17 protein-coding genes, 13 tRNA genes and 3 rRNA genes are annotated in these 25030 nt (G+C 43.7%); 1 reads left to right on the top strand and 32 read right to left on the bottom strand.

The features are described 5' to 3' along the window. Positions 1-47 precede the first annotated feature (47 nt). From IGJ74_RS06300 to arcA, 10 genes are all read right to left on the bottom strand, one after another. Positions 48-692, bottom strand: a complete 645-nt coding sequence (locus IGJ74_RS06300; protein ID WP_016613064.1) for a V-type ATP synthase subunit D — start codon at positions 690-692, stop codon at positions 48-50. After that, a complete protein-coding gene (locus tag IGJ74_RS06295) occupies positions 692-2080 on the bottom strand; it encodes a V-type ATP synthase subunit B (protein WP_005237151.1) in 1389 nt (462 codons plus the stop codon). The genes IGJ74_RS06300 and IGJ74_RS06295 overlap by 1 nt, the downstream gene beginning before the upstream one ends. Further along, the gene (locus tag IGJ74_RS06290; RefSeq protein WP_008380990.1) at positions 2080-3855 is read right to left on the bottom strand and encodes a V-type ATP synthase subunit A; all 1776 of its coding nucleotides are present in this window, start codon (positions 3853-3855) and stop codon (positions 2080-2082) included. Before IGJ74_RS06290 ends, IGJ74_RS06295 begins: the two co-directional genes overlap by 1 nt. A 31-nt stretch (positions 3856-3886) precedes the next feature. Beyond that, positions 3887-4201: a V-type ATP synthase subunit F gene (locus IGJ74_RS06285; RefSeq protein WP_005229240.1), complete on the bottom strand. Its 315-nt coding sequence runs from the start codon at positions 4199-4201 to the stop codon at positions 3887-3889. Next, complete coding sequence (locus IGJ74_RS06280; protein WP_005237156.1) at positions 4194-5195, bottom strand: V-type ATP synthase subunit C; 1002 nt, start codon at positions 5193-5195, stop codon at positions 4194-4196. The genes IGJ74_RS06285 and IGJ74_RS06280 overlap by 8 nt, the downstream gene beginning before the upstream one ends. A gap of 14 nt (positions 5196-5209) precedes the next feature. Beyond that, complete coding sequence (locus tag IGJ74_RS06275) at positions 5210-5800, bottom strand: V-type ATP synthase subunit E (protein WP_016621387.1); 591 nt, start codon at positions 5798-5800, stop codon at positions 5210-5212. Positions 5801-5816: 16 nt separating this feature from the next. Beyond that, positions 5817-6290, bottom strand: coding sequence for a V-type ATP synthase subunit K (locus IGJ74_RS06270; protein ID WP_005237160.1), 474 nt, complete (start codon positions 6288-6290; stop codon positions 5817-5819). Beyond that, on the bottom strand, positions 6274-8265 hold the full coding sequence (locus IGJ74_RS06265) for a V-type ATP synthase subunit I (RefSeq protein WP_218193255.1): 1992 nt from the start codon (positions 8263-8265) through the stop codon (positions 6274-6276). Before IGJ74_RS06265 ends, IGJ74_RS06270 begins: the two co-directional genes overlap by 17 nt. Then, entirely contained in the window at positions 8266-8577 is a 312-nt protein-coding gene (locus tag IGJ74_RS06260; RefSeq protein ID WP_218193256.1) for a hypothetical protein, read from the bottom strand. It lies immediately after the preceding gene. A gap of 384 nt (positions 8578-8961) precedes the next feature. After that, complete coding sequence (gene arcA, locus IGJ74_RS06255) at positions 8962-10179, bottom strand: arginine deiminase (protein WP_005237164.1); 1218 nt, start codon at positions 10177-10179, stop codon at positions 8962-8964. 432 nt (positions 10180-10611) lie between these two features. Here arcA and IGJ74_RS06250 point away from each other — a divergent pair, with 432 nt between their 5' ends. Continuing rightward, positions 10612-12609, top strand: coding sequence for a beta-galactosidase (locus IGJ74_RS06250; RefSeq protein WP_218193257.1), 1998 nt, complete (start codon positions 10612-10614; stop codon positions 12607-12609). Positions 12610-12672: 63 nt separating this feature from the next. On the opposite strand, the gene IGJ74_RS06245 is transcribed toward IGJ74_RS06250, so the two are convergent. The 22 genes from IGJ74_RS06245 to IGJ74_RS06140 form a co-directional block, all read right to left on the bottom strand. Then, positions 12673-13143, bottom strand: coding sequence for a hypothetical protein (locus IGJ74_RS06245; protein ID WP_218193258.1), 471 nt, complete (start codon positions 13141-13143; stop codon positions 12673-12675). Positions 13144-13330: 187 nt separating this feature from the next. Then, positions 13331-13415: transfer RNA gene (locus IGJ74_RS06240), tRNA-Leu, on the bottom strand. A 27-nt stretch (positions 13416-13442) separates the two neighbouring features. Beyond that, a tRNA-Cys gene (locus IGJ74_RS06235) sits at positions 13443-13513 on the bottom strand. Between the two features lie 41 nt (positions 13514-13554). Continuing rightward, positions 13555-13626, bottom strand: a tRNA-Gln gene (locus IGJ74_RS06230). 10 nt (positions 13627-13636) lie between these two features. Further along, positions 13637-13709 (bottom strand) — tRNA-His (locus IGJ74_RS06225). 28 nt (positions 13710-13737) lie between these two features. Then, a tRNA-Trp gene (locus IGJ74_RS06220) sits at positions 13738-13811 on the bottom strand. Between the two features lie 5 nt (positions 13812-13816). Further along, a tRNA-Tyr gene (locus IGJ74_RS06215) sits at positions 13817-13897 on the bottom strand. Between the two features lies 1 nt (position 13898). Next, positions 13899-13974 (bottom strand) — tRNA-Phe (locus IGJ74_RS06210). A gap of 36 nt (positions 13975-14010) precedes the next feature. Further along, a tRNA-Asp gene (locus tag IGJ74_RS06205) sits at positions 14011-14084 on the bottom strand. Between the two features lie 4 nt (positions 14085-14088). Then, positions 14089-14161, bottom strand: a tRNA-Val gene (locus IGJ74_RS06200). A 23-nt stretch (positions 14162-14184) separates the two neighbouring features. Further along, a tRNA-Glu gene (locus tag IGJ74_RS06195) sits at positions 14185-14256 on the bottom strand. An 11-nt stretch (positions 14257-14267) separates the two neighbouring features. Continuing rightward, positions 14268-14356: transfer RNA gene (locus IGJ74_RS06190), tRNA-Ser, on the bottom strand. A gap of 48 nt (positions 14357-14404) precedes the next feature. Then, positions 14405-14478, bottom strand: a tRNA-Asn gene (locus IGJ74_RS06185). Positions 14479-14489: 11 nt separating this feature from the next. Next, a 5S ribosomal RNA gene (rrf, locus tag IGJ74_RS06180) occupies positions 14490-14605 on the bottom strand. Positions 14606-14686: 81 nt separating this feature from the next. Beyond that, positions 14687-17601: ribosomal RNA gene (locus tag IGJ74_RS06175) — 23S ribosomal RNA — on the bottom strand. A 179-nt stretch (positions 17602-17780) separates the two neighbouring features. Next, a tRNA-Ala gene (locus IGJ74_RS06170) sits at positions 17781-17853 on the bottom strand. 76 nt (positions 17854-17929) lie between these two features. Then, positions 17930-19489: ribosomal RNA gene (locus IGJ74_RS06165) — 16S ribosomal RNA — on the bottom strand. Together the 16S, 23S and 5S rRNA genes with 13 tRNA genes alongside form the textbook arrangement of a ribosomal RNA operon. A 616-nt stretch (positions 19490-20105) precedes the next feature. Next, the gene (locus IGJ74_RS06160; protein WP_061054488.1) at positions 20106-21611 is read right to left on the bottom strand and encodes a HAMP domain-containing sensor histidine kinase; all 1506 of its coding nucleotides are present in this window, start codon (positions 21609-21611) and stop codon (positions 20106-20108) included. 14 nt (positions 21612-21625) lie between these two features. Next, the gene (locus tag IGJ74_RS06155; RefSeq protein ID WP_005229193.1) at positions 21626-22312 is read right to left on the bottom strand and encodes a response regulator transcription factor; all 687 of its coding nucleotides are present in this window, start codon (positions 22310-22312) and stop codon (positions 21626-21628) included. 139 nt (positions 22313-22451) lie between these two features. Continuing rightward, positions 22452-23873, bottom strand: coding sequence for an NADP-dependent phosphogluconate dehydrogenase (gene gndA / locus IGJ74_RS06150; RefSeq protein ID WP_430608738.1), 1422 nt, complete (start codon positions 23871-23873; stop codon positions 22452-22454). Between the two features lie 183 nt (positions 23874-24056). Then, the gene (rpmF, locus tag IGJ74_RS06145; protein ID WP_005229191.1) at positions 24057-24236 is read right to left on the bottom strand and encodes a 50S ribosomal protein L32; all 180 of its coding nucleotides are present in this window, start codon (positions 24234-24236) and stop codon (positions 24057-24059) included. 56 nt (positions 24237-24292) lie between these two features. After that, a complete protein-coding gene (locus tag IGJ74_RS06140; RefSeq protein ID WP_010749661.1) occupies positions 24293-24853 on the bottom strand; it encodes a YceD family protein in 561 nt (186 codons plus the stop codon). Positions 24854-25030: the final 177 nt, after the last annotated feature.

Raw genomic sequence — 25030 nt, 5'->3', positions numbered from 1 at the left:
CCCTTCTACGTGCCTTTTTTGATTCTTCCAAATGATTGGCAAAATCCTTACTTTGCTTCATTTTCCGCAATGATATCTGTGACCTTCATCAAGCGGGTCAATGTTGCTCGTTCGTCTTCTGCCAGATTGCTTTCGATGTATTGAATGGTTTCCGTCAGCTTGGGAATCGTCATATACTCTAACGCATTGACTCTTCGCCTCGTCCGCTCGATCTCATTGGCCATCAGTTGACAGGTTTTCTCGATTTCGGCCAACTGAAGCATCACTGGCAGCATCTGATCAAGATGAGACAACGAGAGATCCAGCTCACTGGTGGTACTTACAAAACCGTAGGAAAAGTCATCATCGGAGCTCTCTTCTTCGTAAACAGGATTTAACACTGGCACATCCATATTCATGATGGTCCGACTTTGTACATCTAGGGTCACTTTATTTAAAGGGATCATAAATGCTTCTTGCAAAACGACATCGGGAATACTACTAGAAGCCAGCACATACTCTTCCATCCCTGCTTGCAGCGCAGTTTCCATTTTTTTACGAAGCTTCTGGTTTTTCTTTACTAGCTGAATGAATTGGCGCACCAGCTCATCTTGCTTGTCTTTCAATAATTTGTGACCACGGGTTGCCGTCGTCAGCCGTTTTTTCAAACGACTTAGTTCCATCCGAGTTGGATTGACATTTAAGATCGCCATTAAGAACTCACATCCTCGTCCGTTGGGTAATAGGCGTCGATAAATTCTTCTTTGATACGGCTCAACTCTTGTTTTGGCAAGGTAGCTAATAGCTTCCAGCCTAAATCTAACGTTTCTTCAATCGTCCGGTTGGTTTCAAATCCCTGGTTGACATACTCTTTTTCGAAAAGATCTGCAAAACGCGCGTACTTTTTATCAAGATCAGACAAGGCAGACTCTCCTAAAACGATCGATAACTCTTTGGCAGCTTTCCCATCGGAATAGGCGGCATAAATTTGATTCATCGTTGCCGCATGATCTGCACGGGTCTTACCTTCTCCCGTTCCTTTGTCCTTCAACCGAGAAAGACTTGGCAAAATATCCACTGGCGGATTGATATTGCGTTTGTAAAGGTCCCGCGACAAAATGATTTGTCCTTCTGTGATATAGCCAGTCAAATCAGGAATCGGGTGGGTTTTATCGCCATCTGGCATCGTTAAGATCGGAATCTGTGTAACCGATCCTTCTTTGCCCATCAAACGTCCTGCCCGTTCATACAGTGTAGCTAAGTTGGTGTATAGATACCCTGGGTAGCCGCGACGTCCCGGAACTTCTCGGCGGGCAGCGGAGATTTCTCGCAATGCTTCGCAATAGTTCGTCATATCGGTCATAATCACTAAGACGTGCATGCCTTTTTCAAAAGCCAAATACTCTGCTGCAGTCAATGCCATCTTAGGAGTAGCGATCCGTTCGATTGCTGGATCGTTGGCAAGGTTCATAAACAAAACAGATCGATCTAATGCACCGGTTTTGCGGAATTCATCCACGAAAAATTCAGCTTCTTCAAACGGAATCCCAATTGCTGCGAAGACGATCGCAAAATTGCCTTCTTGGCTGGGTACTGTTGCTTGTCGTGCGATTTGAGCAGCGATCTCTTTATGAGGCAAACCAGAAGCAGAAAAGATTGGTAATTTTTGTCCACGAACTAATGTATTTAAATGATCGATCGTTGAGATCCCAGTTTGGATAAATTCATCCGGGAAGTCCCGTGCCATCGGATTGATGGCTTCACCGTTTACATCGATGCGTTTTTCGGGCAAGATTCTCGGGCCATTATCTTTTGGTTTTCCTAAACCGTCAAAAACCCGACCCATCATATCTAGAGAAACCCCTAAAGTTAAACCAGTTCCTAGAAACCTTGCTTTGCTTTCTTCAGCACTCAAATTACTGGTACCTTCAAATACTTGGACAACAGCATTGTCATCACTGACTTCCAGTACTTGACCTTGACGGATCTCGCCTGTGTCCATGCGGACCTCAACGAGTTCGTCGAATTTAACGCCTCGAACATTTTCGACCACCATTAAAGGGCCGGCAATTTCGGAAACTGTACGATATTCTTTTAACATCAATGAACACCTCCAGTTTCAATGATTCGTTGTAACTTTTCTTTGATGTCATGCTTGATCGTATCCAAGCGGGTCAATTCTTCTTCAGGAATGTATTTGCTGCGGGCGATGCGCTCACGCAGATCAACCGTTCCTTTTGTGATCTCATCTAAGTAAGCACCTAGCTGCAGTGCACGTTGGGCTTGTTCATTAAAGTAAAGAATATTCTCCAACATTTTGAACTGCTTATTGCGAGATGTATACGTGTCAACATCATCAAAGGCGTTTTGCTGCAAGTAATCTTGTCTCAAAGAACGGGCTGTCATCATTGTCAAACGGTCTCTTTGAGAAAGAGAATCCATCCCTACCAATTGAACGATTTCTTCTAAACGGCTTTCTTCTTGGAGAATCGCCATTGATTCATTGACTAGCTCCGACCAGCGATCGCCTAATAATTGATCTAAATAAGAATTGATTTGATCTTCGTAAAGGGAATAGGAATTCATCCAGTTGATGGAAGGAAAATGCCGTTTTTGCGCCAGCATACTATCCAATGCCCAGAAGACTTTCACGATTCGTAAGGTATTTTGGGTGACCGGTTCTGAGATGTCTCCACCAGCAGGTGAAACCGCACCAATTGCGGTAATGCTTCCTTCCCGAGGCTGTGTGCCTAATGAATGGAAACGCCCTGCTCGCTCATAGTATTCCGCAATTCGACTTCCAAGGTACGCCGGATAGCCTTCATCTCCTGGGATCTCTTGCAATCGTCCACTCATTTCCCGCAGCGCTTCTGCCCAACGTGATGTTGAGTCTGCCATGATAGCAACACTATAGCCCATGTCTCGGTAATATTCTGCAATCGTGATGCCTGTATAGATTGAGGCTTCCCGAGCAGCAACTGGCATATTCGACGTATTGGCGATCAAGACCGTTCGTTCCATGATGGACTTGCCGGTATTTGGGTCGATCAGTTCAGGAAATTCATTCATAACATCCCGCATTTCATTGCCTCGCTCGCCACAGCCGACATAGACAACGATATCCACATCCGACCATTTAGCAATTTGGTGCTGAACAACCGTTTTTCCGGCACCAAATGGTCCGGGAACGGCAGCTGAGCCGCCTTTTGCCACTGGAAAATAGGTGTCGATGACGCGCTGACCAGTGACCAGCGGTTCGCCTGGATTTAATTTAGCAGTAACGGGACGTGGTTGACGAACCGGCCATTTCTGAACCATCGTCAAGTTTTTTTCACCCTCAATGGTTTCTAAGACACAGATCACTTCAGTAATAGCAAAATTCCCTACCATGATTTCTTTGACGGTTCCTTCATAGTTTGGTGGCACCATGATCTTATGCTCGATCACCGATGTTTCTTGTACTGAACCTAAAATGTCGCCACCTTGTACGGTATCACCGACTTGTACTTGAGGGACAAAGGTCCATTTCTTTTGGCGATTCAGTGGATCGATGGTAACCCCTCGTTCCAAAAAATCACTTTCTGTTTGCGACATAAACGTATCTAATGGTCGTTGGATCCCATCAAACATCTGAGTCAACAAACCTGGTGCTAGTTCGACAGACAATGGTGCGCCTGTCGTTTCCACGGGCTCGCCTGGTCCGATTCCCGCTGTTTCTTCGTATACTTGGATCGAAACCAGCCCTTTTTTGATCTCAATGATCTCACCGATAAGGCCCTTGTCACTGACTTTGCAGATTTCGTGGATTTTTGCGCCACTTAATCCTGAGGCGGTGACCAGTGGTCCCGATACTTTTTCAATTGTGCCAAATGCCACATTTATTCCTCCTAGCTGGCTGACTTGTCTGTTATGAATCTAATATATTCATTCCTACCGCTTTTTCCACATTTTGCTGAATTCGTGCCATGCCGATCCCTAAACTACCCGTACTACTTGGAATCGGAATGATCGCTGGTGTCGGTACTTCTTCATAGCGGCGAACGATCGGTTCTAATTGTTCGATCAGTCGCTCAGTCAAAAAGATTACCCCATAGGCTTCAGCCATTTCTTCTAGTTGTTGGGCGGCTTCATCCAAATCGCTGACTGGAAAGATGTCGATCCCTAGCCCTTTGAAAGGCAAGATCGAGTTCTTACCACCCATCATTGCTATTTTTTTATGCATAACTATCACGCACCCGACTTCTTAAAATCTCTTCCGGCACCTTATTGATTTTCCCAATTAGGAGAATACGCAAGTTCTTGCTTTCAATTTCCTTGGCGTACAAGTAACCTGCCAATGCTGAAGGGCCAAAAGGAACAATTTTATGTTCTTTGAGCTTCGCCATTAGAAAATTGTCTTTGCGTATATCAAAGGTATTCAAGGTCTTCTTCTCTACCAACTCTTCATAGCTGTGATTGATCAGTTCTTTATAAGGAGTCCCTTGCAAATATGCCACAAATGCCTCAAGGGAAGTCGTGATCTCAGCTAACAATTCTTTTGCAGGTAGGTTTCCATGATCGGCTAAAACTGCGCTGATAAAGCCGCGCTTGCGTTTCATCGCGTAACTGCGCAACGTTGTTGAAATGTTGAAAATATCGATTTGTCGACGAATCAAGCTTTGCAGCAGATCGTCGTCGTATTCTTTGCCAATCGTCCACAATTGTTCCCAATAGTGGTTATCAAAGATGATGTCGATCGATTGGACCTCATGGTAGTTCTCAATATAAGAGAAGACTTCTTCCACACAATCAACCATCTCTTTGGCAACAAGATTGCTTTTTCTGGTCTTGACCAGATCCTTAAGGACGGAAAGCGGCTGGGTACCAATTGGGACAAGATATTCAGAAAAATCTTCTTGCATGTACGCCGCTTTTACCAAGACTTTCAGATTTTGATAGTCATATTTCAAAGCAAAGAAATCAACGATCGCTTTTTCCGGTGTCAGCTGATACATCGTGTCGTATACCCGTTTCAACTCCGCCATCAACACATGTTCAAAGTCGTGTACACGATCATCCTCGTTGATGAAGTCACCATAAACCGTTTCTTGCAACATACCGTAGATTTCTTCTGCGCTAGCAGCCGAGAGCATCCGCTCATAGCGGCTGCGATCGAATAATTGCGATTCATACGTCCGAATTCTCGTATTTAAGGTATTGTATTTGATGTCATTCATCTGTTTGCACCTGCTTACTGTTCAAAAATCAATTGCAGTAACGTATTGCTTAACTCTTCTTTGTTGGCTTCTAGTAGCGCATCAAAAGTAAAATTCAACTCGATCGCTTCTTGTCGCAACAAAAAGCCACCCTTACGAGGGATCGTTTTATTTACCAGTTTCAGCTGAACATCTGGGGCAGATGCCTGCAATTTAGCGAGGAGCTCCTCATCCACTAAATGGCGGGTCTTCTCACCTAAAAGCAACTCAACCTCACCAGTTAACCTTGCATTCGCCAAGCCATTAGCGATAAACGCATAAAATGCTGCTTGATCCATCGTATTTAAACGGGTCAAAGCCTCAGTAAACAGCTCATCTAAGACCGACTGCTTTGCTGCCAAGACCTTGTTTCTTGATTGAATATGCACATCTGAGATTTCCAAATACATCGTCGCACGTTTTTCTTTTTCATAAAAAGCTAACCGTTCACTAAGTTCTTTTTCTAATTGCGTTCGCTTTAAGTTTTCTTGATTTTCACTTTCTTTTTTCGCTTCTTTGATTTGCAGCTGGTATTTCTTTTCCGCATCAGCGGTTATTTTGTCAGTTAAACGTGTAATATCAGACATTCACTTTTCCCTCCTCTTAATTCAAGACAAGCAAGAAGGAAATAACGAACCCTAAAATACAATACGTTTCCATCATCGCTACCAAGATAATCCCTTTGGTCACATGTTCTGGTTTTTTGGCTAGAATCTGCATCGCAGCACTTGCGGCACGTCCTTGCCATTTTCCGGCTACGATCGCTGTTAATGCGATTGGCAACGAAGCAATAAACAAGTACAATCCGCGATCGAATGAGAGCGAACCGCTGATCTGACCAAAGATCATAAAGGAAATTACGAACCCGTATAACCCCTGAGTACTAGATAGCAACTCTAAGATCAACGCTTGTCCGAATTTCTCTGGCTGCTCTGAGATCAAGCCTGACGCTGCTTCACTGGTCATCCCAACACCAATCGTTGATCCGATACCGCCGCAAATCGTTGCGGTCGCTACACCTAAAGCTGCAAAAACAATTCCACCATTTTCGTAAAAGAAACTAATCCAATTTTCCATTATTGTCCTCCTGTAACTTCTCTTCTGAGATGATCTCTACATAGTTTTCATTTGATTTGAAGGGGTCAAAGGCACGTCCGCCCCCCGTAAAGAATTTTCCAAAATACTCTAAATACTGCAAACGGATACCATGAACATACGCACTAAGGTAACTTAAGAAAATATTTAGGCCATGCAATGCCACAAATAATAAGATACCAACCGTAAACCGGGCTGCTGGCGGCAGGTAGCTGATGATCAAGTTGAAGGCTGAGGCGATACTTCCGCCGGCAACCCCTAACGCCATCAGACGGGTGTAACTGATCAAGTCACCAACATAATTGGTCACATCCATCAATCCGTACAATCCAGAACCGATTTTTCCGGCTAAGGTTTTACCTTCTAAACTGCCTCCGATCGCCACTGCTAATAGACTGGCAGCGATCATTACGATCCCAATCGTTTGTAACGGTGTGTCAGGGAAAAGCAGCATTCCTGCGGCAACAAAAGCCACACTGATCAAAAAGACGATCCATGAACCGGCTTGGAACATCGCGGCCAGTTTCTGGTCTTTTTTCTTCCATAGAATATAGAATTTCAGCGCCAAACCAAACATGATCTGGATGTACCCAAAAATCACGGATAAGACTAAGATCTGGTTGACATCATCCTGGGCAGACAACAGTTGGAATGAGAATTCAAATCCGAAGAAGTTGCCATAGATCAAGCCCCAAATAATCGTAGGGATCGAGCATAACTGAAAGAGGGTCAAGTTTTGTTCCAGCCCTTTGCTGAGGTGGAACAGCTTTTTCCCAAGAAACGTCGCCAGAAACAAAAGCAAACCATAGCCAAAATCGGCAACCATCATCCCGAATGCCACCATATAAAAAGGCGCCATAAATGGTGTCGGATCTAACTCGTCATATTGCGGCAAGCTGTACATCCGAACAAGTCCTTCAAAAGGTTTGATCCAACGTGCGTTTTCTAATAAAATCGGCACATCAGCAATCTCTTTTTCCGTCACTTCTTGGTATTCGAGGTAATAGTTATCCGTGGTTCCTTTTTTGATACGTTTTTCTAATTCGGCCGTCCCATCAACAGGAACCCAGCCAGAAAGCGAGACCGCATGAGTAGAACGTAAAAGCATCTTATTGCTTTTTAAGCGGGTGATTGCTCCATCTAAATACTCGGCAACGATCCGCAAAGTTTCTTGCTCGTTTGTCATTGCACGAAGAGAGGCTTTGATCTCTTTTTCTTCATCAATTAAACGTTGGGATTTTTCTTTCATCGTTTGCAGATCTTCTTCTGGGATGCCCTCATAAGGGTAGATGTATTGCTCAAAGGCTACTTTTTTAAGAAGTGAAGTTACTTTTTCTTTTACATCTTTGTGGAAAAGGACCAGTAAATAAGTGGTTGTTTGTGATTGATAAACAGTTTCCACATAGACGAGCGGCAGCTTCTCACTGTTCGTCGTAAAGTCAGCCATTTCAGAAGTGGGAATCGAACCTAGCAAGCCACCTGATTTTTTTAATTCCTTTAAAACCGCTGGACGCTCTTTAAAATACTTCCAAATCGACAGCTCTGCTTCTTGTGCTAATACATCGCGTTTTTCTTGATCGATCAAGCGAAGACGTTTGTCTTGTTTACGAAGGGTCTGGCATAATTCTTGCCAGGGATAGGTGTGGGCTGTTTCAGCCAATTCTTGAAGGGTATATTTTTTGATTGGTTGCCGCAGTTGTGCCAGCATTCCTTTTTTGGGTACATATTCTTCTAAAAAATTTAAGCTCCAGTTGACTTGACCAAACTGGTTCTCCATTTCTTCTTCAGACTGTTCCTCGCGAACCGGTGTCAAAACACCCGTCGTTTCTTCAGAATCGTAGTATTTCTCCGAAGAAAGCAGTTCTACGCCCTGAAAGTCTTGCAGCTGCTCTAAAACAGCTTCTTTCTGATCGTAAAAGGTCAACAGACTGAACTTTTGCATTTTTGCAATTGCCATTTATGTCACAACCTTATTTATTATTATTGCCAATGCTTCTTCCTTTAACTCATTAGGGATCGTTCGTAGTGTTTCCACTTCTGCTTTCGTTTTAGCCATGAGCGGTTCTTTTGACTGTGTTAACTCAGCTGCGATTTTTTGATTGATTGCTTCTTTTTGTTGGGCTTCTTTTTCTGCCAACTCTTTTTTAAACGCCTTCAACCGTTCTTCGCGTGCTTGTGCCAATTGTTTTTTTTCTGCTTCCGCTTCTTGGTTTTTATTTTCAGCAAATTGCTCTGCTTCTTGTAATAATCGAATTGCATCTACTGCCATTTTCTCACCTGCTTTCCCTTTTTTTCCGCAAAAAAAACCACTACAAATCAAGCATATGGCATTCGCTGATCGTAGGGTGTCAAAAATCAATAAGTGGCAAATACCTTCACCTATTTCCGTTTTCTAATATAACCGTACCATAAATTTAGCGATAGAACAAGGTTCCTAGCGTTTTTTTATAGTCTTTACATATAAAAGTCACAAAAATTACACATTTTCACAAAAAGAAATCCTTTTCAATTTATAGGGGGTTAAATGATGACAAAAAAGAAAGATTAGAAACAGAATGCCGTTTCAAATCTTTCTTTTATTTTTCTCTCTTCTATTTCTTAACTTTCATAATTTCAAAGCAAAAATCCGTAATTAAAATAACAAAGATTCGTCCTACTCACGAATAAATGGCATACTCATACAGCGTGGACCTCCACGTCCGCGAACCAATTCACTTCCTGAGATCTCATTCAACTTGACGCCTGCCTCTTTTAACAACCCGTTGGTGATGGTATTGCGGTCATAGACCACGACTTCCCCTGGGGCGATCGCCAATGTATTGGAACCATCATTCCATTGTTCTCTGGCTGCTGCCGCTAAGTCGTCACCACCACAGCGAATCAAGTGTACTTCAGGCAAATCTAAATAACGGCAAAGAATGTTTTCCAACGTATCTTTTTCCTCATATACTCGTACACCGTCCTTGTGTTTAGTGATTGAATACAGCGAAAGTTCTCCCTCGATTTCTGGATGGATCGTGAACTTATCATGATCCACCATCGTAAAGACCGTATCTAAGTGCATAAATTTTCGTTCTTCACCAATATTAAATGCCAAGATATGTTCAAAACTCGGTTCTGTAGCAAAAATCGTTTCGGCAATTTTTTCGATAGAAGCAACCTCGGTTCGTTGAGAGATACCGATCGCCACGATTTTATCAGATAAAATCAGCTGATCGCCGCCTTCCATCCGCGTCGTTTCGTCCCGATGATACAAAAAGTTCGTCTCATTGCGGGCAAACATCGGGTGGTGCGTAAAAATTTGTTTTCCGTAGAGGGTTTCTCGTCTTCTCGTTGCAGAATACATTCGATTCAAGGAAACGCTATGACCAATCGTAGCAAACGGATCTCTCGTGAAATACAAGTTTGGCATTGGATCGATCAAAAAAGGATATTCCGTTTCAACGATCGCCGTTAACTTGCTAGCTCTTGGAATTTCTACCTCACTTTTTTTCAAGCCCGCCATCGTATGATCGATAAAGGAGCGATTATCTTTGATCGACAGGAAAAAATTGCGCACTTCGTTGCGAATCTCTTCATCAAGTATCGTTGTCTCATTTAAATAATCTTCTAAAAAAGCTTCTTTGGCACCGGTCGTCGACAATGTCTCTGCAGCAAGATCTTCCAAATAAAGGACTTCCACCCCTCTGTTTCTTAACGTCTCGGCAAAAAAATCATGCTCTTTTTGTGCTTGGTCTAGAAAAGGAATATCATCGAACAACAAGCGATCAAGATAATCCGGCATCAAGTTTTCCAATTCTGCTCCTGGACGATGCAACAGCACCCGCTTTAAGGGCGCAATCTCAGAAAAGATCTGTATTGGCTGGTTCATGGACGTGTCTCTCCTTTTTCGCATTTTTTGTGGAATAACTTATGTCATTCCTCGTTTATGACTCCTCGACACATAATTATTCATTTCTTTGACTCATAGTAATCTTCTGCTAATGTTTAACAGTTTTTTTGATCTGTTGGTTATAAACATGCATTTTTTTATAAAGAAACTATTAATAAAAAAACAACTACTTAGAGAGATAAATTTTAGATGTTTTAATTTACCGCCTTTTTCAATTGTATATTTTTGTTAAAAAAACAGCAAGGCAAAAGAACTGGCGGACTATAGCCCTAGTTGCGAAACCAGATTGAACTATCTTTGTTTTTTTGGATCATTTCATGATTTTCAAATGATACCGCTATCAAACAGATGAATATTTGATATGATTCAAGTATCTTGATACTAAAGAAACGTCTATAAAGGAGCGATTTGATGAAAACGCAACGTCAGCTTTACTATGGTGCCGACTACAATCCTGAACAATGGTCTAAAGAAGTCATTCTTGAAGATATGCGCTTAATGAAAGAAGCAGGTGTGAACTATGTAAGTATCAATATTTTTGGCTGGGTCAATCTGCAGCCAGATGAATCCACCTATGATTTTGACTTTCTGGACTGGTTGATGGATCTTTTATATGAAAACAATATCATGATCGATCTTGCAAATGGTACAGCATCTCCTCCCGCTTGGCTTGTTCAAAAACACCCTGAGATGCTGCCTGTGACCATTCATGGCAATCGACTGGTTCATGGTGCGCGCCAGCACTACTGTCCGACTTCCCCTATCTATCGTCAATATGCCGCCGATTTGTCTGAAGCAGTCGCAAACCGTTATGCTAATCATCCAGGGCTGGTCATGTGGCATATCAATAATGAATATACGTGTCACATCCACGAGTGTTATTGCGATCATTGTCGGAAAAGATTTCAGACATGGTTAGCAGAGAAATATCTGACCATCGCTGAATTGAATGATGCTTGGTCAACGAAGTTTTGGAGTCAATCCTATGGCAGCTGGGAGGAAATTTTCTTACCAGAGGCAATGCCAACCTTCAAAAATCCTGCACAGCAATTAGACTACCGTCGGTTTCTTTCCGACATGAATCTGGAACTTTATCAAATTGAAAAGGCGGCGATTGCAAAATATTCCCATGACATTCCTTATATGACCAATCTTATGGGCTTACACAAATACGTAGATGGATTTAAATGGGCACCTGAAATAGATGTGGTCAGTTGGAATTCGTACCCGAATCCCTTTGAAAAAAACCCTTACCCGCAATTTCTTGCTAACGATTTAACCCGCAGTTTGAAGAAAAAGCCATTCTTGATCATGGAGCAAGCCACCAGCGCCGTTAATTGGCGACAAATCAACGGGGCCAAGACCCCCAACCAGTTGCGTCTTTGGAGTTATGAATCGCTCGCTCATGGTGCTGATGGTATCATGTTCTTTCAATGGCGACAGTCTCGTGGCGGTGCGGAAAAATTTCATAGTGCGATGGTGCCTCACGGAGATCCTCAGTCAAGCCGTATCTTTCGTGAATGTGCACAATTAGGCAACGAATTTTCGCAACTGTCGGAAATCGTTGGGACGCGCTTCTTGGCTGATGTCGCGGTTGTCTTCGACTGGGAAAATTGGTGGGCGCTGGAATTGGATGCCAAACCAAGAACCTTAAAGTACATTCATCAGTTACGCAGCCTGTATGCCGCGCTAAGGGCGTTAAATCTGAGCGTAGACTTTGTCCATCCTTCCGAATCCCTAGATGGCTATCCTTTAGTGATTGCTCCGAATCTCTATTCAGCACCCGAAGCCTTCGGTAAGAAGATCCATGATTACGTGCAACAAGGCGGTATCTTCTTGACCAATTTCTTTAGTGGGATCGTCAATGAAAATGACCAAGTCTATCTTGGGGGCTATCCAGGCTTGTTTAGAGACACATTAGGGATCATTGTAGAAGAGTTTTACCCAATGAAAGCAGCTACCCAGCATCAGATTGACTTTCAAGGTCATCGGAACGACAATTCTCTATGGGAGGAAGTCATTCATCTAAAAGGTGCGAAAGCTTTGGCAACCTTCCAATCCGGTTATTTGACCGATAAGCCCGCCATTACCATGAACCGAATCGACGATGGGTATGCGTATTACGTGGGAACAGAATTGTCTCTTGAAGGACTAACTACATTTTTAGCGACCATTCTGGAAAATCACAAATTAACGACTCATGCCCAGCACTTCTTGGCTGCTCCTACTGAAATCTCCGTTACCTGTCGCAAAGGTGCTGGCTATACACTCGTCTTTTTCTTAAACCATACCGAGCAGACAATCAAAGTGAAGCTGAAAGCTCCTGGAGAAGACCTTCTAACCAAAGAAATCAGACAGTTGGTAGTTCTGAAACCAAAAGAAGTCGCAGTTCTGAAGTATGTTGATTGATCTAAGGAAAGAACCTCCATGAAGCGATCGCTTCATGGAGGTTCTTTTATTGAGGTTACTAGATTAGAAAGGTTCATTAGACAAACGATAGGCATTTTCTAAACAAGAGGCTATCTTTTGTCTTAGCTCTCCATCTCTTTTTTCTGAATAGTGATACTCTGGATTAGTCCAATGGGATTTGTCATACAACCAAACAGGCATTTTTTTTGCTTCGTTAGTTTCCCATTCATAACGGGGAAAAAGATGTGCATGAAGAAAGTTATCGGTATTTCCCAATAGTTCATAATTGATTCTCAATGGAGAACAAGCCTGTATTATAGCATCTCCTAAAAGAGTCATATCAGTTAAGAAAACCTGTCGCTCATTTAAATCTAGATCATTTAAAGAAGCCACCTCTCTTTTAGGTAATAATACACAATATCCAGGAAGAAATTGGACATCGCCATAAACAGCAAAACTGCCAGACAATTCTTTGATCACCATTGGATTTGTCCCATCTATCGCTGATTTGATTCTATTCTCATACCATTTCAATTTGATCCCCCCTCTTTCCTGTTCCTTGCAGCTATTCATGTAAAACTTTACAAGATTTAGGAAAGGCTTTTAATAGTAACAAAACAAAAAAATCTTTGCTATATGAGTTGTCCTCCAAAATCGTATTTGTAGACTTTTATAAACAAAAAAAATGTATCAATCTTATAAAAGACTGATACATCAATGATACCGGCGGCCGGGGTCGAACCGGCACGCCCTCAACGGGCACTGGATTTTGAGTCCAGCGCGTCTGCCAATTCCGCCACGCCGGCATGTTGAAAGGTTAGTATTTAGTACTAAGGCGGTAACCGGATTTGAACCGGTGATGAAGGTTTTGCAGACCTCTGCCTTACCACTTGGCTATACCGCCATTATACTATTGTTACAATCTACAATCAAGTGAAGATTGTACTGGGGTAGCTGGATTCGAACCAACGCATGACGGAGTCAAAGTCCGTTGCCTTACCGCTTGGCTATACCCCAAAAATGAAAGGGCGAATGATGGGAATCGAACCCACGAATGCCGGAGCCACAATCCGGTGCGTTAACCACTTCGCCACACCCGCCGTAATAAGAAACTATTGAAATATATAATGGCAGGGGCAGCAGGAATTGAACCCACACTAACGGTTTTGGAGACCGCTGTTCTACCTTTAAACTATGCCCCTATAAATGGAGGAGAGTGGATTCGAACCACTGAACCCTAAGGAACGGATTTACAGTCCGTCGCGTTTAGCCACTTCGCTACTCCTCCATGGTGGCGCGGGACAGAATCGAACTGCCGACACATGGAGCTTCAATCCATTGCTCTACCAACTGAGCTACCGAGCCATATAAGAAAATATAAGTTTTACAAAAATAATGAAACGGTCTGGACGGGACTCGAACCCGCGACCTCCTGCGTGACAGGCAGGCATTCTAACCAACTGAACTACCAAACCGTAATGGGGGTTAACGGGATCGAACCGCTGACCCTCTGCTTGTAAGGCAGATGCTCTCCCAGCTGAGCTAAACCCCCGAAGGTTGTTCATTAAATTGTAATGATCCGTACGGGATTCGAACCCGTGTTACCGCCGTGAAAGGGCGGTGTCTTAACCACTTGACCAACGGACCCAAGTTTAAAACGGAGAGTAAGGGATTCGAACCCTTGAGACAGCGATAGCCATCTACATGATTTCCAATCATGCTCCTTCGGCCACTCGGACAACTCTCCAGCCTAAAAGAAGCTCATTACTCTTGCTTGTTTTCTCTTATTAGAGAACTCCGGCAGTAGGACTCGAACCTACGACATCATGATTAACAGTCATGCGCTACTACCAACTGAGCTATGCCGGAAAAATTGAAATGCGTGGCGACGTCCTACTCTCACAAAGGGAAACCCTTCACTACAATCGGCGCTAAGAAGCTTAACTTCTGTGTTCGGCATGGTTACAGGTGTATCCTTCTTGCTATCGCCACCACACTATTCAATTGAGTAAGTCTTGCTCACTCAAAACTGGATCGAAGAAATCAAAACGCTACGAGTTTACGTGCTTTTTTCTTTTTGGTTAAGTCCTCGATCGATTAGTATCAGTCCGCTCCAACCATCACTGGCCTTCCACTTCTGACCTATCTACCTGATCATCTCTCAGGGATCTTACTTTCTTAAAGAAATGGGAAATCTCATCTTGAGGTGGGCTTCACACTTAGATGCTTTCAGCGTTTATCCCTTCCCTACATAGCTACCCAGCGATGCCTCTGGCGAGACAACTGGTACACCAGCGGTAAGTCCATCCCGGTCCTCTCGTACTAAGGACAGCTCCTCTCAAATTTCCAACGCCCGCGACGGATAGGGACCGAACTGTCTCACGACGTTCTGAACCCAGCTCGCGTGCCGCTTTAATGGGCGAACAGCCCAACCCTTGGGACCGACTACAGCCCCAGGATGCGACGAGCCGACATCGAGGTGCCAAACCTCCCCGTCGATGTGGACTCTTGGGGGAGATAAGCCTGTTATCCCCAGGGTAGCTTTTATCCGTTGAGCGATGGCCCTTCCATGCGGAACCACCGGATCACTAAGCCCGACTTTCGTCCCTGCTCGAGTTGTAGCTCTCGCAGTCAAGCTCCCTTCTGCCTTTACACTCTTCGAATGATTTCCAACCATTCTGAGGGAACCTTTGGGCGCCTCCGTTACCTTTTAGGAGGCGACCGCCCCAGTCAAACTGCCCATCTGACACTGTCTCCCAGCCCGATAAGGGCTGCGGGTTAGAGTGGCCATAACGCAAGGGTAGTATCCCACCATTGCCTCCATCGAAACTGGCGTCCCGATCTCTACGGCTCCTACCTATCCTGTACATGCGGTACAGACACTCAATATCAAACTACAGTAAAGCTCCATGGGGTCTTTCCGTCCTGTCGCGGGTAACCTGCATCTTCACAGGTACTAAAATTTCACCGAGTCTCTCGTTGAGACAGTGCCCAAATCGTTACGCCTTTCGTGCGGGTCGGAACTTACCCGACAAGGAATTTCGCTACCTTAGGACCGTTATAGTTACGGCCGCCGTTTACTGGGGCTTCAATTCGTACCTTCGCTTACGCTAAGCACTCCTCTTAACCTTCCAGCACCGGGCAGGCGTCAGCCCCTATACGTCATCTTTCGATTTTGCAGAGACCTGTGTTTTTGATAAACAGTCGCTTGGGCCTATTCACTGCGGCTGCTCGTTAGAGCAGCACCCCTTCTCCCGAAGTTACGGGGGCATTTTGCCGAGTTCCTTAACGAGAGTTCTCTCGCTCACCTTAGGATTCTCTCCTCGACTACCTGTGTCGGTTTGCGGTACGGGCCGTTGTTTTCTCACTAGAAGCTTTTCTTGGCAGTGTGACATCAGAAGCTTCGGTACTATTATTTCCCTCCTCATCACAGCTTGTCCGTATAGGTAGAAGCATTTGACTCCTACCAAGACTTACTGCTTGAACAGACATATCCATCAGTCTGCACTTCTTAGCCTCCTGCGTCCCTCCATTGCTCAAACAAAAACAACGGGTACAGGAATATCAACCTGTTGTCCATCGCCTACGCCTGTCGGCCTCGGCTTAGGTCCCGACTAACCCTGGGCGGACGAGCCTTTCCCAGGAAACCTTAGTCATTCGGTGGACAGGATTCTCACCTGTCTTTCGCTACTCATACCGGCATTCTCACTTCTAAGCGCTCCAGCAGTCCTCACGATCTGCCTTCAACGCCCTTAGAACGCTCTCCTACCAATGCACCTTATGGTGCACTCCACAGCTTCGGTAAACTATTTAGCCCCGGTACATTTTCGGCGCAGGGTCACTCGACTAGTGAGCTATTACGCACTCTTTAAATGGTGGCTGCTTCTAAGCCAACATCCTAGTTGTCTGTGCAACCCCACATCCTTTTCCACTTAATAGTTATTTGGGGACCTTAGCTGGTGGTCTGGGCTGTTTCCCTTTCGACTATGGATCTTATCACTCACAGTCTGACTCCCGGATATGAATGAATGGCATTCGGAGTTTATCTGAATTCGGTAACCCGAGATGGGCCCCTAGTCCAAACAGTGCTCTACCTCCATCATTCTCAATTCCGAGGCTAGCCCTAAAGCTATTTCGGAGAGAACCAGCTATCTCCAAGTTCGTTTGGAATTTCTCCGCTACCCACACCTCATCCCCGCACTTTTCAACGTACGTGGGTTCGGTCCTCCAGTGCGTTTTACCGCACCTTCAACCTGGACATGGGTAGATCACATGGTTTCGGGTCTACGACAACATACTCATTCGCCCTATTCAGACTCGCTTTCGCTGCGGCTCCGTCTCTTCAACTTAACCTCGCATGCTATCGTAACTCGCCGGTTCATTCTACAAAAGGCACGCTATCACCCATTAACGGGCTCTAACTTGTTGTAGGCACACGGTTTCAGGATCTATTTCACTCCCCTTCCGGGGTGCTTTTCACCTTTCCCTCACGGTACTGGTTCACTATCGGTCACTAGGGAGTATTTAGCCTTGGGAGATGGTCCTCCCGGATTCCGACGGAATTCCTCGTGTTCCGCCGTACTCAGGATCCTCCTAGGTGTTATCCAAATTTCGCCTACGGGGTTTTTACCCTCTTTGACATACTTTTCCAAGTATTTCGACTATCTGAATAGACTACCATATCGGAGTCCTACAACCCCAACAAGCAAGCTTGTTGGTTTGGGCTTTTCCCGTTTCGCTCGCCGCTACTCAGGGAATCGAATTTTCTTTCTCTTCCTGCAGGTACTTAGATGTTTCAGTTCTCTGCGTCTACCTCGACTGCGCTATGTATTCACGCAGACGTAACATCCTATAAAAGATGCTGGGTTTCCCCATTCGGAAATCTCTGGATCATAGCTTACTTACAGCTCCCCAAAGCATATCGGTGTTAGTCCCGTCCTTCATCGGCTCCTAGTGCCAAGGCATCCACCGTGCGCCCTTATTCACTTAACCTTTGACCTTACGGTCGGTTTTGAGTACTTCTTCTAGCGATAGAAGGTTGCTCAAGAAAATAAGCGTTGAACTTATTAAAAAACTCTTTTAACATTTCAACTCGGTGTGTGTTACTTGTTTTGATTTTTTCTTCGATATCCAGTTTTCAATGAACAAAGCATAACGACCATTGTCGTTAATGGAGCCTAGCGGGATCGAACCGCTGACCTCCTGCGTGCAAAGCAGGCGCTCTCCCAGCTGAGCTAAGGCCCCGGGTATTTACTTGAGAGTAGACCTCTCAAAACTGAACAAAGGCAAACGATGTGTAGTCTTCCGAAATATTCCTTAGAAAGGAGGTGATCCAGCCGCACCTTCCGATACGGCTACCTTGTTACGACTTCACCCCAATCATCTATCCCACCTTAGGCGGCTGGCTCCAAAAAGGTTACCTCACCGACTTCGGGTGTTACAAACTCTCGTGGTGTGACGGGCGGTGTGTACAAGGCCCGGGAACGTATTCACCGCGGCGTGCTGATCCGCGATTACTAGCGATTCCGGCTTCATGTAGGCGAGTTGCAGCCTACAATCCGAACTGAGAGAAGCTTTAAGAGATTAGCTTAGCCTCGCGACTTCGCAACTCGTTGTACTTCCCATTGTAGCACGTGTGTAGCCCAGGTCATAAGGGGCATGATGATTTGACGTCATCCCCACCTTCCTCCGGTTTGTCACCGGCAGTCTCGCTAGAGTGCCCAACTAAATGATGGCAACTAACAATAAGGGTTGCGCTCGTTGCGGGACTTAACCCAACATCTCACGACACGAGCTGACGACAACCATGCACCACCTGTCACTTTGCCCCCGAAGGGGAAGCTCTATCTCTAGAGTGGTCAAAGGATGTCAAGACCTGGTAAGGTTCTTCGCGTTGCTTCGAATTAAACCACATGCTCCACCGCTTGTGCGGGCCCCCGTCAATTCCTTTGAGTTTCAACCTTGCGGTCGTACTCCCCAGGCGGAGTGCTTAATGCGTTTGCTGCAGCACTGAAGGGCGGAAACCCTCCAACACTTAGCACTCATCGTTTACGGCGTGGACTACCAGGGTATCTAATCCTGTTCGCTCCCCACGCTTTCGAGCCTCAGCGTCAGTTACAGACCAGAGAGCCGCCTTCGCCACTGGTGTTCCTCCATATATCTACGCATTTCACCGCTACACATGGAATTCCACTCTCCTCTTCTGCACTCAAGTCTCCCAGTTTCCAATGACCCTCCCCGGTTGAGCCGGGGGCTTTCACATCAGACTTAAGAAACCGCCTGCGCTCGCTTTACGCCCAATAAATCCGGACAACGCTTGCCACCTACGTATTACCGCGGCTGCTGGCACGTAGTTAGCCGTGGCTTTCTGGTTAGATACCGTCAAGGGATGAACGTTTTACTCTCATCCTTGTTCTTCTCTAACAACAGAGTTTTACGATCCGAAAACCTTCTTCACTCACGCGGCGTTGCTCGGTCAGACTTTCGTCCATTGCCGAAGATTCCCTACTGCTGCCTCCCGTAGGAGTCTGGGCCGTGTCTCAGTCCCAGTGTGGCCGATCACCCTCTCAGGTCGGCTATGCATCGTTGCCTTGGTGAGCCGTTACCTCACCAACTAGCTAATGCACCGCGGGTCCATCCATCAGTGACGCAAAAGCGCCTTTCAACTTTCTTCCATGCGGAAAATAGTGTTATACGGTATTAGCACCTGTTTCCAAGTGTTATCCCCTTCTGATGGGCAGGTTACCCACGTGTTACTCACCCGTTCGCCACTCTTTTTCTTTCGGTGGAGCAAGCTCCGGTGAAAGAAAAAGCGTTCGACTTGCATGTATTAGGCACGCCGCCAGCGTTCGTCCTGAGCCAGGATCAAACTCTCATAATGATTTGTTTGGATGACCATACGGTCATTAAGCTCATAAAAATTAACTTTGCTAGCTATTGCTTGCATGTATTTGTTTCAATAAATTGAAACGTCCTACACATTGGTTCGTTTGCTTGCTTTGTTCAGTTTTCAAAGGTCTACCGTGCTGCGTTAGCAACTTTTATATCATATCAGAGCGACGTTTGATTGTCAACTCTTTTTTAAAAGTTTTTTTCAAGAAGTTGTTATTTAACTTCTCTCTTAACCTCAGCGACTTTTTTATCTTACCATCTCAACCGTTATATGTCAAACACTTTTTTGAAAAGTTTTTTTGATTTATCAGGTTTTTTCAGAGACGATATTTTTTCGACTTTGTTATAATAACACTTGTAAAATGTTTCGTCAACAACTAATTTCAAAAAAGATCAATCAGTGTTTGTTACAAATGTCTTAACAAGGACAAGTAATAATATAGCAATTCTTAAAGGAAAAATCAACTAAAAAAATAGGCTTTTTGACAACTATTTTCATAGGCGAATTATTCATTACCAAACGATTCGAACGTTCGTTTATAAGCAGTGTTTCGGCACTAAATCTATCATTTAAGAATGAAAAAAGAGAACTTAAGCTTTTTTGCTCAACGTTCTCTTTTCGCCCGATCTTCCGTTTGAAGAATCGGTATATAAATTCGAAAGATTGTTCCTTGGCCAATGACACTCTCCGCCGTGATTTTTCCTTTATAGCTTTCCAATAGTTGTTTTGCTATAGATAACCCCAAACCATTGCCACCTTTGGTTCTAGCACGAGCTTTATCTACCCGATAGAAACGATTGAAGATCTTATCGAGGTCTTCTTTGGAGATGCCTTCCCCGAAATCTTGGATGGCAATTTCAAAAGATTGACGATCCAATGAAATGGATAGATGAACTTCTTTTCGATCAGTGGAATACTTTACTGCGTTATCCAAGACAATAATAATGATCTGTTCAAAATGATTGCGATAGATTTTCAGCTTCAACTCATGATACAAATCATCATCCAATGTAAAGACAAAATCCGGATACAGTATTTTAAAGTTATTGAACACTTGATAGACAACTTCTTTTGCATTAGTTGTTTCATTTGCATAATGAACATCCACTTGTTCCGCTCTTGAGAGATCCAACATTTCCTGTACTAGCGTCTTCATTCGACTGATCTCTTGCATACTGGCTGCGAGGGACTCATCCAAGATCTCTGGATCATCTTTCCCCCAACGTTGCAACAAATTCATGTGTCCTTCAATGATTGCTACGGGTGTCCGTAACTCATGAGAAACATCTTCAACGAATCGCTCTTGCTGCTCAATGTACAGGCGCATGCGATCCAACATCTCATTAAATATATCTGCTAAATCAGACAGTTCATCATTCGTATTTAATTCTGGCATATGCACGGTTGACTGCGGGTTTTTCCGAACAGTTTCCATCGTATCCCGTAGTACCTTTAACGGCTGAAGGAAATATGCTGATAAAAAGAACCCGAGTACACTGCTGAGAATCAGAGAGACGACTTCTAAGATAATCAAAGTCAGCAGCAGTTTGCTGCGTATTTCATAAAAAGAAGTCAACTCATAAAAGGTTTGTGCATAGCCAATCCGCTCTCTGGTGCCTTTTGAATAAATGGGTTGGATCGAGAGAAAGCCTGTGATACCATCCAGCGTTACGATAGTTGGCGCTTTGCGCTGCGTGTCGATCAGTGCTAAATCATTTTCATGGGTTTTAAACACAAGGTCCTCATTCAAATTATAAACAAACAGGCTCAATGGTGCTTGGCCTAATTCCGAAATAAAGGAGTCGATTTTCATTAAGTTGCCATCGATTGTTGAAGTGCGATCATAAATGCTCGTCGTTCCCGCATCATTTTTGGTTAAATTACGATACGTTCGGACCAATGTTAGTTCTTGATCCGAATTGGCTAAACGAGAAGCAACCTCTGACATCGTCCGCTCAACATTGTTTTCTTCTTTAGCGACAATCAAATTTACGGAGGTCTTATAGGTGATCACCGCAAAGATCGTAAATACGACAAATATAAAGAAAGAACTTGCGAAGGCCCACTTTACAGTTAAAGAAGGCCCCTTCAGTTCTTTTAATTTTTTCATTCTTTTTTTAAGGTTCACGACCGCATCACATATCCTGTACCACGAACGGTTTGGATGTAGCTTTCCTCCCCTGGTACATCAATTTTATTACGTAAATAGCGGATGTAAACATCGACAACGTTGGTTTCCACTTCTGTCTCATAGCCCCAGACTTTGTTTAATAAAACATCTCTGGCTAAAACGACATTGACGTTTTCCATTAAAGTCAACAACAGCTCGTATTCGCGTTTCGTTAGTTCAATGACATCTGTTCCACGACGAACGACACGGTTTTCTTTTTCAATCGTTAGATCGCGGTAAGTGATCGTAGTTTGTTTTGCGACGTTTTTGTCCCCTTCGATATCGATACGGCGAAGCAACGCACGTAAGCGTGCCAGCAATTCTTCAATTGCAAAAGGCTTCACAATATAATCATCAGCACCATGATCCAAACCTGATACTCGATCAATCACGGAATCTCGTGCGGTCATCATGATGATCGGGGTGTTCTTCGATTGACGCACGCGGCGGCAAACTTCTAACCCATTTAACTCAGGAAGCATCAGATCCAATAAGATCGCATCCCATTCATTATTCAGCGCCGCATCCAGTCCCGTCCGTCCGTTGTAATGAACTTCAGTATTATACCCTTCATGCTTCAATTCTAATTCCACAAATCGAGCTAAGTTCTTTTCATCTTCAATGATTAGAATATTACTCATTATTGATAGCCCCTTTATTGATTATTCTGCCTTTAAATTAGACATTATCTGTCTTATTTTATCATGTATCTAAAAAATAAAAAAGAGATTGACCGAAAGTTCTCACTTTCGGCCTTTCTCTTTTGGATTCTCTTAAAGCTTACGCTTCGTCATACCATGAATAATGGAAAATTCCCTCTTTATCTGTCCGTTCATACGTATGCGCTCCGAAGTAATCCCGTTGTGCTTGGATCAAGTTCGCTGGCAAACGATCAGAACGATAAGAATCGAAGTACGCGATCGCAGATGAGAACGTCGGCACAGGTACACCGGCTTGGACAGCTAGTGCAACTACTTCACGTACAGAAGATTGATAACGTTTCGTAATATCTTTGAAGTAGTCATCTAATAGTAAGTTTTCAATGTCGGCATTCTTGTCATAAGCATCCGTGATTTTTTGTAAAAATTGAGCCCGGATGATACAGCCTGCACGCCAAATTTTGGCAATTTCACCAAAAGGAAGATCCCAATCATACTCTTTTGATGCTGTACGTAATTGCGCGAATCCTTGTGCATAGCTCATGATCTTACTGAAGTATAATGCTTCGCGGATCTTATTGATAAACTCTTCTTTGTTTCCTTCATAAGCAACTGCTTCTGGTTTTGGTAAGACTTTGCTGGCATTGACCCGTTCTTCTTTGTAAGCCGAGATATAACGGGCAAAAACAGATTCAGTGATCATTGGTAGTGGTACGCCTAGGTCTAAGGCACTTTGGCTTGTCCATTTCCCAGTTCCTTTATTACCAGCAGCATCTAAAATCACATCAACGATTGGTTTGCCTGTACCTTGATCGTCTTTGCGAGTCAAAATATCCGCTGTGATCTCAATTAGATAGCTGTCTAATTCGCCTTTGTTCCATTCAGCAAAAATATCAGCCATTTCATCAACAGATAGACCTAATATGTTTTGCATCAAGTCATAAGACTCAGCAATCAGCTGCATGTCTCCATATTCGATCCCGTTATGAACCATTTTTACGTAATGGCCTGCACCGTTTGGTCCAATATAAGTCACACAAGGTGTTCCATCTTCGGCTTTTGCAGAAATTTGTTCCAAGATTGGCGCAACCAATTCATACGCTTCTTTTTGTCCTCCTGGCATGATCGAAGGACCTTTCAAGGCGCCCTCTTCCCCACCAGATACACCTGTACCGATAAAGTTGATTCCTGAGTTTGCCAACTCTTCGTTACGACGAACCGTATCTTTAAAGAAGGTATTTCCGCCATCGATCAAAATATCGCCTTTGTCTAGATGAGGCAATAATTCTTGGATCGTTGCATCTGTCGCAAATCCTGCTTTTACCATTAATAAAATACGACGTGGTTTTTCAATAGATTGAACAAATTCTTCTATCGTATAGGTTGCTTTAAAATTTTTATCTGGATGTTCTTTTACTACTTCTTCTGTCTTTGAACCAGTACGGTTAAATAAGGCAACTGAATAACCGCGGCTTTCGATGTTCAACGCTAAGTTTTTGCCCATAACAGCCATACCGACAACGCCGATTTGTTGTTTTGTCATCTTTCATCCTCCTAAGATTCAATTATCTTTTTCATTATAGCGCAAATGTACCTGCTTTTGAACTATTCTCTTTCGCTGGACAAAAATATTTCTGAAAAGTTCCATATTAGTCAAAAAAACAAAAAAACCTCAGGCTCCATGGTTAGCCTAAGGTTTTAGAATCCTCTTTCTGAAAAAAAGGAATTATGCTTCTTTTGTTGCTACGTCTTTGCCATCGTAATGACCACAGTTTGAGCAGACATGGTGGCTTTTTTTCATTTCACCACAGTTTGCACATTCGTTCAAACCGTTGATTGTCAATTTGTAATGTGTACGACGTTTTGCTTTCTTCGCTTTCGAAGTTTTTCTAGCTGGTACTGCCATTTTGCTACACCTCCTTGTTAATGAACGCAACCTTGAGGCTGCAATTTATTCCAATCCTACGCGTTATCGTCATCTGATTCATTGAATAATTCGGATAATTTTGCAAGACGAGGATCAACTTGTTGAGCTTGCGCTTCTTTTTGATTTGCAAAGTCTTCTTCTGACAAAACAGCCCAATCGTTGCCAGATGGCATTGCTGAACCTTGTTTTTCTTCTTCTGTCAGGACTTGCAAAGGAATCGCAAGTAATAGGTTATCAGCGACTGATTCATCTAAACTGATGGTTTGACCTTCAATGATCAAAACTTCTTCTTCGACGATCGTTTCATCGCGACGCTGAAATTGCTCTGGTGTCATGAATTGTTCATCCACTGAAAAATCAAAAGGAATCGCTACAGGTGTCAAAGAACGAGTAGATGGCAATGTCATCGTCGTTTCCACTTGATAGTGCAGCAAGTATCCTTGCTTATCAACACTCATCAGCCCTTTTACTTTTACAGGAGACAAATCAATGATCTGTCCATCGCGTTTTATCAGTTGACTTTTTAGGTCAAGTGTTTCTTCAAACATCAGCGGTGTCTCTTGGTATTTTTTTAATTCCAATAAAGACCATTTCATTTTTATCACCCCTAAGCAACAAAAGCAATTATACAGGGCTTCTGAGGCTTTGTCAATGAAATTTTCTTGACACCTTTTTCATTTTTGATCGTGTCATTTTAATGCCTTTTCTCAAGGGATTTCGACACTCTCAAAAAAACAACAGGAAGCGCACAACGTGCACTTGCCTGTTGCTTG

This window comes from Enterococcus sp. AZ009 (assembly GCF_050548785.1).
Lineage (GTDB): Bacteria > Bacillota > Bacilli > Lactobacillales > Enterococcaceae > Enterococcus_D > Enterococcus_D entomosocium.
The sequence above is the reverse complement of the archived record's forward strand: the minus strand, read 5'-3'. Positions and strand labels throughout refer to the sequence as shown.

Coding starts and splice junctions, on each gene's coding strand:
- rpmF (WP_005229191.1), bottom strand. CDS start 24,236: ATGGCAGTACCAGCTAGAAAAACTTCGAAAGCGAAGAAAGCAAAACGT.
- IGJ74_RS06285 (WP_005229240.1), bottom strand. CDS start 4,201: ATGCATAAAAAAATAGCAATGATGGGTGGTAAGAACTCGATCTTGCCT.
- IGJ74_RS06270 (WP_005237160.1), bottom strand. CDS start 6,290: ATGGAAAATTGGATTAGTTTCTTTTACGAAAATGGTGGAATTGTTTTT.
- IGJ74_RS06280 (WP_005237156.1), bottom strand. CDS start 5,195: ATGAATGACATCAAATACAATACCTTAAATACGAGAATTCGGACGTAT.
- IGJ74_RS06155 (WP_005229193.1), bottom strand. CDS start 22,312: ATGAGTAATATTCTAATCATTGAAGATGAAAAGAACTTAGCTCGATTT.
- IGJ74_RS06300 (WP_016613064.1), bottom strand. CDS start 692: ATGGCGATCTTAAATGTCAATCCAACTCGGATGGAACTAAGTCGTTTG.
- IGJ74_RS06140 (WP_010749661.1), bottom strand. CDS start 24,853: ATGAAATGGTCTTTATTGGAATTAAAAAAATACCAAGAGACACCGCTG.
- gndA (WP_430608738.1), bottom strand. CDS start 23,873: ATGACAAAACAACAAATCGGCGTTGTCGGTATGGCTGTTATGGGCAAA.
- IGJ74_RS06260 (WP_218193256.1), bottom strand. CDS start 8,577: ATGGCAGTAGATGCAATTCGATTATTACAAGAAGCAGAGCAATTTGCT.
- IGJ74_RS06275 (WP_016621387.1), bottom strand. CDS start 5,800: ATGTCTGATATTACACGTTTAACTGACAAAATAACCGCTGATGCGGAA.
- IGJ74_RS06295 (WP_005237151.1), bottom strand. CDS start 2,080: ATGTTAAAAGAATATCGTACAGTTTCCGAAATTGCCGGCCCTTTAATG.
- IGJ74_RS06265 (WP_218193255.1), bottom strand. CDS start 8,265: ATGGCAATTGCAAAAATGCAAAAGTTCAGTCTGTTGACCTTTTACGAT.
- IGJ74_RS06250 (WP_218193257.1), top strand. CDS start 10,612: ATGAAAACGCAACGTCAGCTTTACTATGGTGCCGACTACAATCCTGAA.
- IGJ74_RS06160 (WP_061054488.1), bottom strand. CDS start 21,611: ATGAAAAAATTAAAAGAACTGAAGGGGCCTTCTTTAACTGTAAAGTGG.
- arcA (WP_005237164.1), bottom strand. CDS start 10,179: ATGAACCAGCCAATACAGATCTTTTCTGAGATTGCGCCCTTAAAGCGG.